Below are 15,461 nucleotides of genomic sequence, written 5' to 3' on the forward strand. Positions count from 1 at the left end.
GGGTAATGACTCCAACTTATTGATAGTGTTTTATGTTCAGATAATGCCCGATGACTTTGTCATGCAGCTCCACCGATTTTGAGAACGACAGCGACTTCCGTCCCAGCCGTGCCAGGTGCTGCCTCAGATTCAGGTTATGCCGCTCAATTCGCTGCGTATATCGCTTGCTGATTACGTGCAGCTTTCCCTTCAGGCGGGATTCATACAGCGGCCAGCCATCCGTCATCCATATCACCACGTCAAAGGGTGACAGCAGGCTCATAAGACGCCCCAGCGTCGCCATAGTGCGTTCACCGAATACGTGCGCAACAACCGTCTTCCGGAGCCTGTCATACGCGTAAAACAGCCAGCGCTGGCGCGATTTAGCCCCGACGTATCCCCACTGTTCGTCCATTTCCGCGCAGACGATGACGTCACTGCCCGGCTGTATGCGCGAGGTTACCGACTGCGGCCTGAGTTTTTTAAATGGCGGAAAATCGTGTTGAGGCCAACGCCCATAATGCGGGCGGTTGCCCGGCATCCAACGCCATTCATGGCCATATCAATGATTTTCTGGTGCGTACCGGGTTGAGAAGCGGTGTAAGTGAACTGCAGTTGCCATGTTTTACGGCAGTGAGAGCAGAGATAGCGCTGATGTCCGGCGGTGCTTTTGCCGTTACGCACCACCCCGTCAGTAGCTGAACAGGAGGGACAGCTGATAGAAACAGAAGCCACTGGAGCACCTCAAAAACACCATCATACACTAAATCAGTAAGTTGGCAGCATCACCTAGGATTACAGGGGCATTCAGTTGAAAGGCGGCCCAGCCACTGGCATCACATACAGCGGATGTCACATTTGAACCGTCAATACAAGCAATCACATTTGTCATCGTTTTATTCCTTTGTTGTTGTGTTGCTAATGGCTTAGTGACCAGACATCATTTTTTCAACTTCTTCTGGCTTATCGTGTACCCCAAATTTATCGACTATGGTGGCACTGGCTTCGTTAAGGCCAATCAACTCAACCTCAGTCCCCTCGCGGCGGAATTTAATCACTACCTTGTCGAGGGCCGATACCGCGGTAATATCCCAAAAATGTGCTTGAGATAAGTCGATAGTCACTTTATCAACCACTTCCCTAAAATCGAATGAATTACTGAACTTATCTGATGAAGCAAAAAAGACTTGTCCAATAACCTGATAATGGCGACCAGTGTCAGCAGCAGTCGTTGTACTCTTAACCACCATAAAACGTCCCACTTTATTAGCAAAAAATAGGGACGCGAGTAATACACCTACAAATACCCCAATTGCTAAGTTATGGGTAGCGACCACGACCACAACCGTCGCCACCATCACAAGGTTGGTTGACATAGGATGATGCTTAAGATTACGGATTGAATCCCAAGAGAATGTACCGATAGCCACCATGATCATCACGGCAACCAGTGCCGCCATAGGAATAAGCTTTAACCACTCTCCTAAAAACACCACCATCACAAGTAAAAAAACGCCTGCAGCGAAGGATGATAAACGTCCGCGACCACCCGATTTAACGTTGATGATCGAATGTCAATAAATTCAAAATTCAATCCTATCCTGACGCAATTTACACATGGCATCTGACATCAGGTTAGGGTATGCCTCAACCTGACGGCGGCGAATCACAAGCGTCCGGTTTGACGCTGGTTTCGGTCGCAGTGCTGGCCCGCGCCTGGAAGCGCTGATAGCACTCCAGCCCGCAGAAATGCTCCACGTACTCGGCCCCTTCCGGCGTGAAGGCGGCATCGAGCGGGATTTCCTTGCAGCACACGCAGCAACTGGTGCTCGGTTCATTGGCGTTCATGGTGGTGTTCCTCCATTGGTTGACGAAGCCGACGAAGGCCGCCGCCGGCATCGGCCTGGCGAACAGGAAACCCTGCACCGTGTCGCAACCCGCCTGCCGCAACCACGCAAGGCAGTCGGGTGTTTCCACACCCTCGGCTACCACCTCCATTGTCGTTTTCAGAAGACGGCTGCACTGAACGTCAGAAGCCGACTGCACTATAGCAGCGGAGGGGTTGGATCCATCAGGCAACGACGGGCTGCTGCCGGCCATCAGCGGACGCAGGGAGGACTTTCCGCAACCGGCCGTTCGATGCGGCACCGATGGCCTTCGCGCAGGGGTAGTGAATCCGCCAGGATTGACTTGCGCTGCCCTACCTCTCACTAGTGAGGGGCGGCAGCGCATCAAGCGGTGAGCGCACTCCGGCACCGCCAACTTTCAGCACATGCGTGTAAATCATCGTCGTAGAGACGTCGGAATGGCCGAGCAGATCCTGCACGGTTCGAATGTCGTAACCGCTGCGGAGCAAGGCCGTCGCGAACGAGTGGCGGAGGGTGTGCGGTGTGGCGGGCTTCGTGATGCCTGCTTGTTCTACGGCACGTTTGAAGGCGCGCTGAAAGGTCTGGTCATACATGTGATGGCGACGCACGACACCGCTCCGTGGATCGGTCGAATGCGTGTGCTGCGCAAAAACCCAGAACCACGGCCAGGAATGCCCGGCGCGCGGATACTTCCGCTCAAGGGCGTCGGGAAGCGCAACGCCGCTGCGGCCCTCGGCCTGGTCCTTCAGCCACCATGCCCGTGCACGCGACAGCTGCTCGCGCAGGCTGGGTGCCAAGCTCTCGGGTAACATCAAGGCCCGATCCTTGGAGCCCTTGCCCTCCCGCACGATGATCGTGCCGTGATCGAAATCCAGATCCTTGACCCGCAGTTGCAAACCCTCACTGATCCGCATGCCCGTTCCATACAGAAGCTGGGCGAACAAACGATGCTCGCCTTCCAGAAAACCGAGGATGCGAACCACTTCATCCGGGGTCAGCACCACCGGCAAGCGCCGCGACGGCCGAGGTCTTCCGATCTCCTGAAGCCAGGGCAGATCCGTGCACAGCACCTTGCCGTAGAAGAACAGCAAGGCCGCCAATGCCTGACGATGCGTGGAGACCGAAACCTTGCGCTCGTTCGCCAGCCAGGACAGAAATGCCTCGACTTCGCTGCTGCCCAAGGTTGCCGGGTGACGCACACCGTGGAAACGGATGAAGGCACGAACCCAGTGGACATAAGCCTGTTCGGTTCGTAAGCTGTAATGCAAGTAGCGTATGCGCTCACGCAACTGGTCCAGAACCTTGACCGAACGCAGCGGTGGTAACGGCGCAGTGGCGGTTTTCATGGCTTGTTATGACTGTTTTTTTGTACAGTCTATGCCTCGGGCATCCAAGCAGCAAGCGCGTTACGCCGTGGGTCGATGTTTGATGTTATGGAGCAGCAACGATGTTACGCAGCAGGGCAGTCGCCCTAAAACAAAGTTAACCTCTGAGGAAGAATTGTGAAACTATCACTAATGGTAGCTATATCGAAGAATGGAGTTATCGGGAATGGCCCTGATATTCCATGGAGTGCCAAAGGTGAACAGCTCCTGTTTAAAGCTATTACCTATAACCAATGGCTGTTGGTTGGACGCAAGACTTTTGAATCAATGGGAGCATTACCCAACCGAAAGTATGCGGTCGTAACACGTTCAAGTTTTACATCTGACAATGAGAACGTAGTGATCTTTCCATCAATTAAAGATGCTTTAACCAACCTAAAGAAAATAACGGATCATGTCATTGTTTCAGGTGGTGGGGAGATATACAAAAGCCTGATCGATCAAGTAGATACACTACATATATCTACAATAGACATCGAGCCGGAAGGTGATGTTTACTTTCCTGAAATCCCCAGCAATTTTAGGCCAGTTTTTACCCAAGACTTCGCCTCTAACATAAATTATAGTTACCAAATCTGGCAAAAGGGTTAACAAGTGGCAGCAACGGATTCGCAAACCTGTCACGCCTTTTGTACCAAAAGCCGCGCCAGGTTTGCGATCCGCTGTGCCAGGCGTTAAACATCATGAGGGAAGCGGTGATCGCCGAAGTATCGACTCAACTATCAGAGGTAGTTGGCGTCATCGAGCGCCATCTCGAACCGACGTTGCTGGCCGTACATTTGTACGGCTCCGCAGTGGATGGCGGCCTGAAGCCACACAGTGATATTGATTTGCTGGTTACGGTGACCGTAAGGCTTGATGAAACAACGCGGCGAGCTTTGATCAACGACCTTTTGGAAACTTCGGCTTCCCCTGGAGAGAGCGAGATTCTCCGCGCTGTAGAAGTCACCATTGTTGTGCACGACGACATCATTCCGTGGCGTTATCCAGCTAAGCGCGAACTGCAATTTGGAGAATGGCAGCGCAATGACATTCTTGCAGGTATCTTCGAGCCAGCCACGATCGACATTGATCTGGCTATCTTGCTGACAAAAGCAAGAGAACATAGCGTTGCCTTGGTAGGTCCAGCGGCGGAGGAACTCTTTGATCCGGTTCCTGAACAGGATCTATTTGAGGCGCTAAATGAAACCTTAACGCTATGGAACTCGCCGCCCGACTGGGCTGGCGATGAGCGAAATGTAGTGCTTACGTTGTCCCGCATTTGGTACAGCGCAGTAACCGGCAGAATCGCGCCGAAGGATGTCGCTGCCGACTGGGCAATGGAGCGCCTGCCGGCCCAGTATCAGCCCGTCATACTTGAAGCTAGACAGGCTTATCTTGGACAAGAAGAAGATCGCTTGGCCTCGCGCGCAGATCAGTTGGAAGAATTTGTTCACTACGTGAAAGGCGAGATCACCAAGGTAGTCGGCAAATAATGTCTAACAATTCGTTCAAGCCGACGCCGCTTCGCGGCGCGGCTTAACTCAAGCGTTAGATGCACTAAGCACATAATTGCTCACAGCCAAACTATCAGGTCAAGTCTGCTTTTATTATTTTTAAGCGTGCATAATAAGCCCTACACAAATTGGGAGATATATCATGAAAGGCTGGCTTTTTCTTGTTATCGCAATAGTTGGCGAAGTAATCGCAACATCCGCATTAAAATCTAGCGAGGGCTTTACTAAGCTTGCCCCTTCCGCCGTTGTCATAATCGGTTATGGCATCGCATTTTATTTTCTTTCTCTGGTTCTGAAATCCATCCCTGTCGGTGTTGCTTATGCAGTCTGGTCGGGACTCGGCGTCGTCATAATTACAGCCATTGCCTGGTTGCTTCATGGGCAAAAGCTTGATGCGTGGGGCTTTGTAGGTATGGGGCTCATAATTGCTGCCTTTTTGCTCGCCCGATCCCCATCGTGGAAGTCGCTGCGGAGGCCGACGCCATGGTGACGGTGTTCGGCATTCTGAATCTCACCGAGGACTCCTTCTTCGATGAGAGCCGGCGGCTAGACCCCGCCGGCGCTGTCACCGCGGCGATCGAAATGCTGCGAGTCGGATCAGACGTCGTGGATGTCGGACCGGCCGCCAGCCATCCGGACGCGAGGCCTGTATCGCCGGCCGATGAGATCAGACGTATTGCGCCGCTCTTAGACGCCCTGTCCGATCAGATGCACCGTGTTTCAATCGACAGCTTCCAACCGGAAACCCAGCGCTATGCGCTCAAGCGCGGCGTGGGCTACCTGAACGATATCCAAGGATTTCCTGACCCTGCGCTCTATCCCGATATTGCTGAGGCGGACTGCAGGCTGGTGGTTATGCACTCAGCGCAGCGGGATGGCATCGCCACCCGCACCGGTCACCTTCGACCCGAAGACGCGCTCGACGAGATTGTGCGGTTCTTCGAGGCGCGGGTTTCCGCCTTGCGACGGAGCGGGGTCGCTGCCGACCGGCTCATCCTCGATCCGGGGATGGGATTTTTCTTGAGCCCCGCACCGGAAACATCGCTGCACGTGCTGTCGAACCTTCAAAAGCTGAAGTCGGCGTTGGGGCTTCCGCTATTGGTCTCGGTGTCGCGGAAATCCTTCTTGGGCGCCACCGTTGGCCTTCCTGTAAAGGATCTGGGTCCAGCGAGCCTTGCGGCGGAACTTCACGCGATCGGCAATGGCGCTGACTACGTCCGCACCCACGCGCCTGGAGATCTGCGAAGCGCAATCACCTTCTCGGAAACCCTCGCGAAATTTCGCAGTCGCGACGCCAGAGACCGAGGGTTAGATCATGCCTAGCATTCACCTTCCGGCCGCCCGCTAGCGGACCCTGGTCAGGTTCCGCGAAGGTGGGCGCAGACATGCTGGGCTCGTCAGGATCAAACTGCACTATGAGGCGGCGGTTCATACCGCGCCAGGGGAGCGAATGGACAGCGAGGAGCCTCCGAACGTTCGGGTCGCCTGCTCGGGTGATATCGACGAGGTTGTGCGGCTGATGCACGACGCTGCGGCGTGGATGTCCGCCAAGGGAACGCCCGCCTGGGACGTCGCGCGGATCGACCGGACATTCGCGGAGACCTTCGTCCTGAGATCCGAGCTCCTAGTCGCGAGTTGCAGCGACGGCATCGTCGGCTGTTGCACCTTGTCGGCCGAGGATCCCGAGTTCTGGCCCGACGCCCTCAAGGGGGAGGCCGCATATCTGCACAAGCTCGCGGTGCGACGGACACATGCGGGCCGGGGTGTCAGCTCCGCGCTGATCGAGGCTTGCCGCCATGCCGCGCGAACGCAGGGGTGCGCCAAGCTGCGGCTCGACTGCCACCCGAACCTGCGTGGCCTATACGAGCGGCTCGGATTCACCCACGTCGACACTTTCAATCCCGGCTGGGATCCAACCTTCATCGCAGAACGCCTAGAACTCGAAATCTAACGTCCGTTCGGGCATCGAGGTCCATGTCGGGGTGGGACGGGCCCGTGGCTTCAAGATCACTTGCAGTCCGACCGCGATGTCTTGGTTGCGCGAGAGGTTGTCGACAATCACCAGCATGCGCACGCCGACCTTGCGCAGCAGTGCCAGAGCCAGTTGCTCCATTTCCGGCAACCGTGGGCGTGGGCGCAGCGGCGCGCCCATCGCGGCGAGCAGCGCGACGTAGAAGCGGATCACGGACGGCTCGGACGGCATCTGCACGACCAACACCGGGATGTGCTCCTGGTCGGCGTCGGAGCTGGCCGGGTGGGTGCGGCGGAACTTCTCGACGATCATCGACTTGCCATTGTTGGTCGGGCCAACCAGCAGCAGGTTGGGCATGCGTTGCTTGTTTGGCCACGCATAAAGGGCTTCCAGCCGGTTCAGCGCCTCGACTGCGCGCGGATAGCCGATCCAGCGGTCGGCGCGAAGGCGCTGGATGCGCTCGTCCGCCGGAAGACGGGCCAAGCCCTGGGCCGCCGGCAGCAGGTGGGACAGGTCGATGATGGGATATTCGTCCACGGCTACCACTCCTCAATCTGGTCGAACGGTTTGGCGGGTGGCAAGTTGTCTGCCTGCGGGTCGGCAATATCCGTATCCGGCGGAACGGGCTTGTCCGGCCGAGCTGATGTCTTGAGGTGCTGGCGGCGATCCGCGTCACGCCGCGCCTTGCGTGTGGCCTTCTGCGCGCTGGTCACAATCTCACGCATCTGGCCGATCATGCGGAACAGCGCCGACTCATCCACCTGTTCGCGCCCTTGCTGCCGCAGTTTCGCCAGCGCCTGCCGTTGTTCCCAGAGGGTGACAGCCGGATGCGACAAGGTACGGTAGGGAATTTCCAGGTAATGCTGTCCCTCCGGTTCCAGGACCCAGATACGGCTGATGTCGCGCGGATCGCGCCGGATCAGAAAGGACGGCCAGCGTTCACGCCGCGCAATCCACGGCTTGAGCGCATCGGCGTAGTAGTGGATGTGGTCGATGACAAAGCCGGTGCGGGTCAGCGTGCGCCGGAGGATCGGCAGAAAATCGACCAGGAACGAAGTAGCGCGTGTGACGACGGCCGGTACGCCGACACGCGCCACGGCCTCGGCCCAGCGCGCGGCCGGCGGTTGGAGCAGGCCGTTGTGCACCGAACCGTGGTAGGTGCCGACCGCCAATGTGAGCCAGCGCTCTAGCTCGCGCAGCGTCAGGGCGGCCTTGTTTTCGGAATCGTAGTCGCCGCGCTGGTCAGGGTTGGAGAAGGTCGTTCCCGGCAGTTCGTCGTGAATCATCTGCATCGCCGTGCCGATGATCCGTTCCACGATGCCGCCATAGTGCGGCTGTCCCAGCGGGCGATAGTCCAGCCGGATGCCATGCTGCTCGCAACCCCGGCGCAGGGCCTCGCTCTTGAACTCGGCCGCGTTGTCTAGGTAGAGCAGCAAGGGCTTGCCGCTCATCTGCCAATCCATTTCCACGTTCAGTCCTTCCAGCCAAGGGCGCTTGTCGCAGGCGACATGCACGAGGCACAGGCCAACCGAAACGGCAGACGGCGCTTCCAGCGTGACGACCATGCCGAGCACGCAGCGGGTGAACACGTCGATGGCGAGGGTCAGGTACGGGCGGCCAATAGGTTGCCGGTCGCGGTCATCGACCACGATCAGGTCGATGACCGTATGGTCTATCTGCACCTGCTCCAGCGGCGCGGTCACGGCAGGAGGCTCGCCGCCCACACCTTGTAGGTCACGAGCGGCATCCTGGCCTTCCCGCCGGCGGATGACCTTGCGCGGGTCAAGGCTAGCGATCCGTAAGGCCACGGTATTGCGCGCCGGCACTCGCAGTTTTTGAGCCTTGCACACCTGAGTGACTTCGCGGTGAAAGGCCGCTAGGCTGCGCTTCTGCTTGGTCAGGAACCGCTTTTGCAGTAGCTCGTGGATGACGCGCTCGACCGGTTCCGGCAAGCGCCCCTTACCTTTACCTCCACCGGACTGGCCGGGCACCAGATCCGTCACGAGGCCGCTGCCTTGCCGGGCACGCCGGATCAGAACGTATACCTGGCGCCGAGACAAGCCCAGCGCCTGAGCCGCCATATCGGCCGCTTCGTGCCCGACCGTCTCCGACTGCGCCAACGGACTGATGATCTCCGCACGACGGCGCGCACGCTCCCAAGCCTCATCAGGCAGAGTGGCCACGCCTTGTTCTGGAATCCGTGGGGTGTCCGTCGCCATGCTCACCTCGCTTTGGTGCACACGAGTATTGAGCATAGTCGAGATTGGTGCAGATCACTTCTGATATTGAACTGTCAGGAGCTGGCTGCACAACAGCCATTACGCCCAATCAACTGGTGCAGTCGTCTTCTGAAAATGACATCCATGCCCAGCCCGTGCGCGAGCTGGATCACCGCCCGCACGATAGTTTGGTCACGGGCATCATCCGGGAGCCTGGCGACAAAGGATTGGTCGATTTTCAATGTGGTGATGGGGCAGCATTTCAGATGTTGCAGGCAGGAATAGCCGGTGCCGAAGTCGTCGGCGGCGAAGCGCACGCCGATGGCGCGCAAGGCGTCGAAACTGGCGAACAGGGCTGGATTGCCGAATGCGACCGATTCGGTCAGTTCGATCTCCAGAAGCTCGGCGGGCAGGGCCATATCGGCCAGCACCCGCTTTACCTCGTCGTCGAACGTTGGCCCAACCTGGCTGGCGGACACATTGATGGCAAGACGGAACGGTTGCCATGCCGGTCCTTGCCACTTGTGCATCTGGCGACAGGCCTCGCCCAGCACCCACGCGCCTATTTCCGGCATCAGGCCGAACGACTCGGCCAGCGGCAGGAACTGGCCGGGCGGCAACAGGCCAAGCCTCGGATGCCGCCAGCGCATCAACGCTTCCGCGCCAGCGATCCGGTGATCGCGCAGATCGACCAGCGGCTGGTAATGCAGGTCAAGCTGTCCGCGCGCCGCCGCCTGCGCCAACTCGGCCGCCGTCCATCCGGCGGGCTGCGAACTCGTCATGATCCGCCCCGGAAGGCGCGCAGCAGCCGCGTTACGGCCAGAACGAACAAGCCGGTCAGCGCGAGCGCGGCAACACCCCAATGCTCGCCAAGGAAGGCACCGGCGGTCGTCCCGGCCAGCACGGCGGCGAGAATCGGCAGATGGCAGGGGCAGGTCAACACGGCCAGCGCACCCCACAGGTAGCCGGAAACGGGTTGGCGCGTCTCGGGCGGCAGTTTGTCAGGGGCGTTCACGGCAATGCCTCCTCGTGCGCCCGCTCGGCTGGCATGGAGGCCAGTTGCGCGTCCAGATGGGCCAACGCCGCGCGCCGCCGCTCGACCAACTGGCGCAGCACGGCAAGCTGCGCTGCGGCTTGTGCGCCGTCCGCTGCGTCGAGCGCACGGCACAGCCGCGCCAGGGCATCCAGGCCGATACCCGCCTCGAAGGCCGCGCGCACGAAGCACAGCCGTTGCAAGGCCGCATCGTCGAACACGCCGTAGCCGCCCGTGGTGCAGGCCACCGGCCGTAACAAGCCGCGCACCAGGTAGTCGCGCACGATATGTACGCTCACCCCAACGTTATGGGCCAGTTGCGATACCGTGTAGGCGCTCATCGCACACCTCCTTGTCCTCACCCGGCGCAGCAGGAAAGCTGCTTCACATCCTTGTTGAAGGTCTGCGCCGCGAGCTTCAACCCTTCGACCATCGTCAGGTAGGGGAACAACTGGTCGGCCAGTTCCTGCACCGTCATCCGGTTGCGAATCGCCAGTGCGGCCGTCTGGATCAGTTCGCCCGCTTCCGGGGCCACTGCCTGCACGCCGATCAGTCGTCCGCTGCCTTCTTCAACCACCAGTTTGATGAAGCCGCGCGTGTCGAAGTTGGCGAGCGCGCGCGGCACGTTGTCCAGCGTTAGCGTGCGACTATCAGTTTTGATGCCGTCATGGTGCGCTTCCGCCTCGCTGTAGCCTACGGTCGCCACTTGCGGGTCGGTGAACACCACGGCCGGCATCGCGGTCAGGTTCAGGGCCGCGTCACCGCCGGTCATGTTGATCGCGGCGCGAGTGCCGGCCGCTGCCGCCACATAGACGAACTGCGGCTGGTCGGTGCAGTCGCCTGCGGCGTAGATGTGTTCCACGCTTGTACGCATGCCGGGGTCGATGACGATAGCGCCTTGCGGGGTGAGCGTGACGCCCGTCGCATCCAGTGCCAGCTTGCGTGTGTTGGGCGCGCGGCCGGTGGCGACCAGCAGCTTGTCGGCGCGCAGTTCGCCGTGCGCCGTGGTGAGCACGAATTCGCCGTCCCCTTCACCATTGATATACGCGACCTGGCTGGCCTGGGTGTGTTCCCTCACCTCGATGCCCTCCATGCGGAATGCGGCCGTGACGGCTTCGCCTATAGCTGGGTCTTCGCGGAAGAACAGCGTGCTGCGAGCCAGGATCGTCACCTTCGCTCCGAGTCGGGCGAACGCCTGCGCCAGCTCCAGCGCCACCACTGATGAGCCAATCACGGCCAGGCGCTTAGGAATCGTCTCGCTGACCAGCGCTTCAGTGGAAGTCCAGTACGGAGTGTCTTTCAGGCCGGGAATCGGCGGCACGGCCGGGCTCGCGCCGGTGGCGATCAGGCAGCGGTCGAATGCCACCACGCGCTCGCCGCCGTCGTTGAGTTGCACGATCAGGTTGCGATTGTCCTTAAAGCGGGCGGAGCCGTGCAGCACAGTGATCGCCGGATTGCCCTCCAAGATGCCTTCGTACTTGGCGTGGCGCAGTTCATCGACGCGGGCCTGCTGCTGGGCCAGCAGCGCCGTGCGCTGGATGGTCGGCGTGGTAGCGGCGATGCCGCCATCGAACGGGCTTTCCCGGCGCAGATGGGCGATATGGGCGGCGCGGATCATGATCTTGGACGGCACACAACCGACATTGACGCAGGTGCCGCCGATGGTGCCGCGCTCGATCAGCGTGACACGTGCGCCTTGCTCGACGGCCTTCAGCGCCGCTGCCATCGCGGCCCCGCCGCTGCCGATGACGGCGATATGCAATGCGCCGCTGCTACCCGTCTTGTCGTTTCTGCCCAGCAGATCGCGCATCTTGTCGAGCAATCCGCCCGGCGTCGAAACTGAGGGGGCATCGGCCAGCGTGGCCCGATAACCGAGTCCAGCTACAGCGGCCGTCAGCGCGTCGGGTGACGTGCCGACCTCAATGGCGAGCTTGGCGCTGCCCTTGGCGTAGGAGACATCCGCTGATTGCACGCCGGGCACTTTCTCCAGGGCGTCCTTGACATGCACTGCGCACGAGTCGCAAGTCATGCCGGTGATTTTGAGAGTGCTCATACCATCGTTCCTTATTCGTGTGGGCCGCCGTGTCGCACGGTCAGCCGTCTTTCACAAGCGCTTGGCGGGGAGTTCGCAGCCGTCCGGTCCGCAACGGCGATGCGCCGGCGACACGAAGTCCCAGATCGACACCCCAATCATCAAGGCCAGGCCGACGTACATCAGGTTCGCCGTCCACCAGTTGCCGAGCAGCCAGACCGTGGCCGCAAACACGATGGCCGGGCCGATCATGCCGAGCAGACTGCGCAGCCATTGCCGATGACTGAACCAACCCAGCGCGTTCGCCAGGAAGGCCAGCGCGGCAAACAGCGGCAGCAGGCGGCTGATGAACAGTCCCTCGTACTGGCTCAAGAAGCCCAGCCCGATGGCCGCGCCGAAGCTGGCGAGGGCTGGAAAGCAGGCGGCGCAGCCCATCGCGGAAACGACGCTGCCGAGCGCGCCGGTTTTATCGGCAATGCGTGTCATCAGTCCCATGAAGCGGCTCTCGCTGTTGTCGTTGGCTTGCTGGCTCACTGCTTGACGCTGGACGGATAGCCGGCGTCTGCGGTGGCCTTGGTCAGCTTCTGTACGCTGGCCTTGGTGTCGTCAAAAGTGACGACGGCCTCGCGCTTCTCGAAGCCCACATCGACCTTGCTCACGCCTTCGACCTTGGAGAGCGCTTTCTTGACTGTGATCGGGCAGGCGGCGCAAGTCATGCCGGGAACCGCTAGCGTGACGGTCTGGGTAGCGGCCCACACCGGGGCAACAGCGGCGGCGAGGGCAAGGGAGGCAAACAGTTTCTTCATGATGAACTCCTGGTTAATAGAAAAATGGAACGACATAGGGAAATCCAAGCGCGACCAGGACCAGCACGGCCACGATCCAGAAAATCAGCTTGTAGGTGGCGCGCACCTGCGGAATCGCGCAGACCTCACCTGGCTTGCATGCCTGCACGGGCCGGTAAATCCGCTTCCAGGCGAAGAACAGCGCCACTAGCGCCGCGCCGATGAACAACGGTCGATAGGGTTCCAGCACCGTCAGGTTGCCGATCCAAGCACCGGAGAAGCCCAGGGCGACCAGTACTAGCGGCCCCAGGCAGCAGGTCGATGCAAGAATGGCGGCCAGCCCGCCGGCGAAGAGCGCACCGCGCCCGTTTTGTGGTTCAGACATACGTTGGCCCTTTTGAATTTGGATTGGATAGCGTAACCTTACTTCCGTACTCATGTACGGAGTCAAGCGATATGGAAAATAATTTGGAAAACCTGACCATTGGCGTTTTTGCCAAGGCGGCCGGGGTCAACGTGGAGACAATCCGCTTCTATCAGCGCAAGGGCCTGTTGCGGGAACCGGACAAGCCTTACGGCAGCATCCGCCGCTATGGGGAGGCGGACGTGGTTCGGGTGAAATTCGTGAAATCGGCACAGCGGCTGGGGTTCAGTCTGGACGAGATTGCCGAGCTGTTGCGGCTCGACGATGGCACCCACTGCGAGGAGGCCAGCAGCCTGGCCGAACACAAGCTCAAGGACGTGCGCGAGAAGATGGCCGACTTGGCGCGCATGGAAACCGTGCTGTCTGAACTCGTGTGCGCCTGCCATGCACGAAAGGGGAATGTTTCCTGCCCGTTGATCGCGTCACTACAGGGCGAAGCAGGCCTGGCAAGGTCAGCTATGCCTTAGCGTGCTTTATTTTCCGTTTTCTGAGGTGCCCCCTAATTGAGCATTTCCAGGCGCTTGCGCCTGGTCAACGAAAGAGTCAGCGCCGTAGGCGCTGCCATTTTTGGGGTGAGGCCGTTCGCGGCCGAGGGGCGCAGCCCCTGGGGGGATGGGAGGCCCGCGTTAGCGGGCCGGGAGGGTTCGAGAAGGGGGGGCACCCCCCTTCGGCGTGCGCGGTCACGCGCACAGGGCGCAGCCCTGGTTAAAAACAAGGTTTATAAATATTGGTTTAAAAGCAGGTTAAAAGACAGGTTAGCGGTGGCCGAAAAACGGGCGGAAACCCTTGCAAATGCTGGATTTTCTGCCTGTGGACAGCCCCTCAAATGTCAATAGGTGCGCCCCTCATCTGTCAGCACTCTGCCCCTCAAGTGTCAAGGATCGCGCCCCTCATCTGTCAGTGAGGGCCAAGTTTTCCGCGAGGTATCCACAACGCCGGCGGCCGCGGTGTCTCGCACACGGCTTCGACGGCGTTTCTGGCGCGTTTGCAGGGCCATAGACGGCCGCCAGCCCAGCGGCGAGGGCAACCAGCCCGGTGAGCGTCGGAAAGGCGCTGGAAGCCCCGTAGCGACGCGGAGAGGGGCGAGACAAGCCAAGGGCGCAGGCTCGATGCGCAGCACGACATAGCCGGTTCTCGCAAGGACGAGAATTTCCCTGCGGTGCCCCTCAAGTGTCAATGAAAGTTTCCAACGCGAGCCATTCGCGAGAGCCTTGAGTCCACGCTAGATCTATCTCATCTGCGCAAGGCAGAACGTGAAGACGGCCGCCCTGGACCTCGCCCGCGAGCGCCAGGCGCACGAGGCCGGCGCGCGGACCCGCGCCACGGCCCACGAGCGGACGCCGCAGCAGGAGCGCCAGAAGGCCGCCAGAGAGGCCGAGCGCGGCCGTGAGGCTTGGACGCTAGGGCAGGGCATGAAAAAGCCCGTAGCGGGCTGCTACGGGCGTCTGACGCGGTGGAAAGGGGGAGGGGATGTTGTCTACATGGCTCTGCTGTAGTGAGTGGGTTGCGCTCCGGCAGCGGTCCTGATCAATCGTCACCCTTTCTCGGTCCTTCAACGTTCCTGACAACGAGCCTCCTTTTCGCCAATCCATCGACAATCACCGCGAGTCCCTGCTCGAACGCTGCGTCCGGACCGGCTTCGTCGAAGGCGTCTATCGCGGCCCGCAACAGCGGCGAGAGCGGAGCCTGTTCAACGGTGCCGCCGCGCTCGCCGGCATCGCTGTCGCCGGCCTGCTCCTCAAGCACGGCCCCAACAGTGAAGTAGCTGATTGTCATCAGCGCATTGACGGCGTCCCCGGCCGAAAAACCCGCCTCGCAGAGGAAGCGAAGCTGCGCGTCGGCCGTTTCCATCTGCGGTGCGCCCGGTCGCGTGCCGGCATGGATGCGCGCGCCATCGCGGTAGGCGAGCAGCGCCTGCCTGAAGCTGCGGGCATTCCCGATCAGAAATGAGCGCCAGTCGTCGTCGGCTCTCGGCACCGAATGCGTATGATTCTCCGCCAGCATGGCTTCGGCCAGTGCGTCGAGCAGCGCCCGCTTGTTCCTGAAGTGCCAGTAAAGCGCCGGCTGCTGAACCCCCAACCGTTCCGCCAGTTTGCGTGTCGTCAGACCGTCTACGCCGACCTCGTTCAACAGGTCCAGGGCGGCACGGATCACTGTATTCGGCTGCAACTTTGTCATGCTTGACACTTTATCACTGATAAACATAATATGTCCACCAACTTATCAGTGATAAAGAATCCGCGCGTTCAATCGGACCAGCGGAGGCTG

Annotated in this window: 19 protein-coding genes and 1 pseudogene; 6 read left to right on the forward strand and 14 right to left on the reverse strand. The window is 60.1% G+C overall.

What is annotated here, in order from left to right:
• Window positions 1-16 precede the first annotated feature (16 nt).
• From OGV75_RS00670 to intI1, 4 genes and pseudogenes are all read right to left on the reverse strand, one after another.
• A protein-coding gene (locus tag OGV75_RS00670; RefSeq protein ID WP_095033700.1) for an IS1-like element IS1B family transposase occupies window positions 17-714 on the reverse strand; the annotation gives its coding sequence in 2 pieces (ribosomal slippage) (window positions 17-465 and window positions 465-714; 699 coding nt in all).
• Between the two features lie 191 nt (window positions 715-905).
• A pseudogene (locus OGV75_RS00675) lies at window positions 906-1,550 on the reverse strand (SulP family inorganic anion transporter); the annotation flags it as partial.
• Window positions 1,551-1,626: 76 nt separating this feature from the next.
• Window positions 1,627-1,977: a DUF3330 domain-containing protein gene (locus tag OGV75_RS23520; protein ID WP_000454193.1), complete on the reverse strand. Its 351-nt coding sequence runs from the start codon at window positions 1,975-1,977 to the stop codon at window positions 1,627-1,629.
• A 202-nt stretch (window positions 1,978-2,179) separates the two neighbouring features.
• Window positions 2,180-3,193: a class 1 integron integrase IntI1 gene (gene intI1 / locus OGV75_RS00690; protein WP_000845048.1), complete on the reverse strand. Its 1,014-nt coding sequence runs from the start codon at window positions 3,191-3,193 to the stop codon at window positions 2,180-2,182.
• Between the two features lie 156 nt (window positions 3,194-3,349).
• On the opposite strand from intI1, the gene dfrA1 reads away from it, so the two are divergent.
• From dfrA1 to OGV75_RS00715, 5 genes are all read left to right on the forward strand, one after another.
• Window positions 3,350-3,823, forward strand: a complete 474-nt coding sequence (gene dfrA1, locus OGV75_RS00695) for a trimethoprim-resistant dihydrofolate reductase DfrA1 (RefSeq protein ID WP_000777555.1) — start codon at window positions 3,350-3,352, stop codon at window positions 3,821-3,823.
• Window positions 3,824-3,915: 92 nt separating this feature from the next.
• Window positions 3,916-4,707 carry an ANT(3'')-Ia family aminoglycoside nucleotidyltransferase AadA1 gene (aadA1, locus tag OGV75_RS00700; RefSeq protein ID WP_001206317.1) on the forward strand — a complete coding sequence of 264 codons (792 nt, stop codon included), beginning with the start codon at window positions 3,916-3,918 and terminating at the stop codon, window positions 4,705-4,707.
• A 163-nt stretch (window positions 4,708-4,870) separates the two neighbouring features.
• Window positions 4,871-5,218: a quaternary ammonium compound efflux SMR transporter QacE delta 1 gene (locus OGV75_RS00705; RefSeq protein ID WP_000679427.1), complete on the forward strand. Its 348-nt coding sequence runs from the start codon at window positions 4,871-4,873 to the stop codon at window positions 5,216-5,218.
• Complete coding sequence (gene sul1 / locus OGV75_RS00710) at window positions 5,212-6,051, forward strand: sulfonamide-resistant dihydropteroate synthase Sul1 (protein ID WP_000259031.1); 840 nt, start codon at window positions 5,212-5,214, stop codon at window positions 6,049-6,051. The genes OGV75_RS00705 and sul1 overlap by 7 nt, the downstream gene beginning before the upstream one ends.
• Before the next feature lie 127 nt (window positions 6,052-6,178).
• Complete coding sequence (locus OGV75_RS00715) at window positions 6,179-6,679, forward strand: GNAT family N-acetyltransferase (protein WP_000376623.1); 501 nt, start codon at window positions 6,179-6,181, stop codon at window positions 6,677-6,679.
• Here OGV75_RS00715 and OGV75_RS00720 read toward each other — a convergent pair.
• From OGV75_RS00720 to OGV75_RS00760, 9 genes are all read right to left on the reverse strand, one after another.
• A complete protein-coding gene (locus OGV75_RS00720; protein ID WP_000344785.1) occupies window positions 6,662-7,237 on the reverse strand; it encodes a TniB family NTP-binding protein in 576 nt (191 codons plus the stop codon). The two genes, OGV75_RS00715 and OGV75_RS00720, sit on opposite strands and share 18 nt — an antisense overlap.
• Before the next feature lie 2 nt (window positions 7,238-7,239).
• Complete coding sequence (locus OGV75_RS00725; protein WP_000179844.1) at window positions 7,240-8,919, reverse strand: TnsB C-terminal domain-containing protein; 1,680 nt, start codon at window positions 8,917-8,919, stop codon at window positions 7,240-7,242.
• 74 nt (window positions 8,920-8,993) lie between these two features.
• Window positions 8,994-9,701 carry an EAL domain-containing protein gene (locus tag OGV75_RS00730; RefSeq protein WP_000204520.1) on the reverse strand — a complete coding sequence of 236 codons (708 nt, stop codon included), beginning with the start codon at window positions 9,699-9,701 and terminating at the stop codon, window positions 8,994-8,996.
• Window positions 9,698-9,934 carry a broad-spectrum mercury transporter MerE gene (gene merE / locus OGV75_RS00735; RefSeq protein WP_000993386.1) on the reverse strand — a complete coding sequence of 79 codons (237 nt, stop codon included), beginning with the start codon at window positions 9,932-9,934 and terminating at the stop codon, window positions 9,698-9,700. The genes OGV75_RS00730 and merE overlap by 4 nt, the downstream gene beginning before the upstream one ends.
• Window positions 9,931-10,293, reverse strand: coding sequence for a mercury resistance co-regulator MerD (merD, locus tag OGV75_RS00740; protein WP_001277457.1), 363 nt, complete (start codon window positions 10,291-10,293; stop codon window positions 9,931-9,933). Before merD ends, merE begins: the two co-directional genes overlap by 4 nt.
• 17 nt (window positions 10,294-10,310) lie before the next feature.
• Entirely contained in the window at window positions 10,311-12,005 is a 1,695-nt protein-coding gene (gene merA, locus OGV75_RS00745; RefSeq protein WP_000105636.1) for a mercury(II) reductase, read from the reverse strand.
• A 51-nt stretch (window positions 12,006-12,056) separates the two neighbouring features.
• Complete coding sequence (merC, locus tag OGV75_RS00750) at window positions 12,057-12,479, reverse strand: organomercurial transporter MerC (protein WP_001340589.1); 423 nt, start codon at window positions 12,477-12,479, stop codon at window positions 12,057-12,059.
• 35 nt (window positions 12,480-12,514) lie between these two features.
• Entirely contained in the window at window positions 12,515-12,790 is a 276-nt protein-coding gene (gene merP / locus OGV75_RS00755) for a mercury resistance system periplasmic binding protein MerP (protein ID WP_000732292.1), read from the reverse strand.
• A gap of 13 nt (window positions 12,791-12,803) precedes the next feature.
• Entirely contained in the window at window positions 12,804-13,154 is a 351-nt protein-coding gene (locus tag OGV75_RS00760; protein ID WP_001294663.1) for a mercuric transport protein MerT, read from the reverse strand.
• A gap of 71 nt (window positions 13,155-13,225) precedes the next feature.
• Between OGV75_RS00760 and merR the strand changes: the two genes are divergently transcribed.
• Entirely contained in the window at window positions 13,226-13,660 is a 435-nt protein-coding gene (gene merR / locus OGV75_RS00765; protein ID WP_000429836.1) for a mercury resistance transcriptional regulator MerR, read from the forward strand.
• A gap of 1,060 nt (window positions 13,661-14,720) precedes the next feature.
• On the opposite strand, the gene tetR(A) is transcribed toward merR, so the two are convergent.
• Complete coding sequence (tetR(A), locus tag OGV75_RS00775; protein ID WP_000164043.1) at window positions 14,721-15,371, reverse strand: tetracycline resistance transcriptional repressor TetR(A); 651 nt, start codon at window positions 15,369-15,371, stop codon at window positions 14,721-14,723.
• Window positions 15,372-15,461 lie beyond the last annotated feature (90 nt).

Source organism: Citrobacter sp. Cb028 (assembly GCF_030336705.1).
GTDB lineage: Bacteria > Pseudomonadota > Gammaproteobacteria > Enterobacterales > Enterobacteriaceae > Citrobacter > Citrobacter braakii.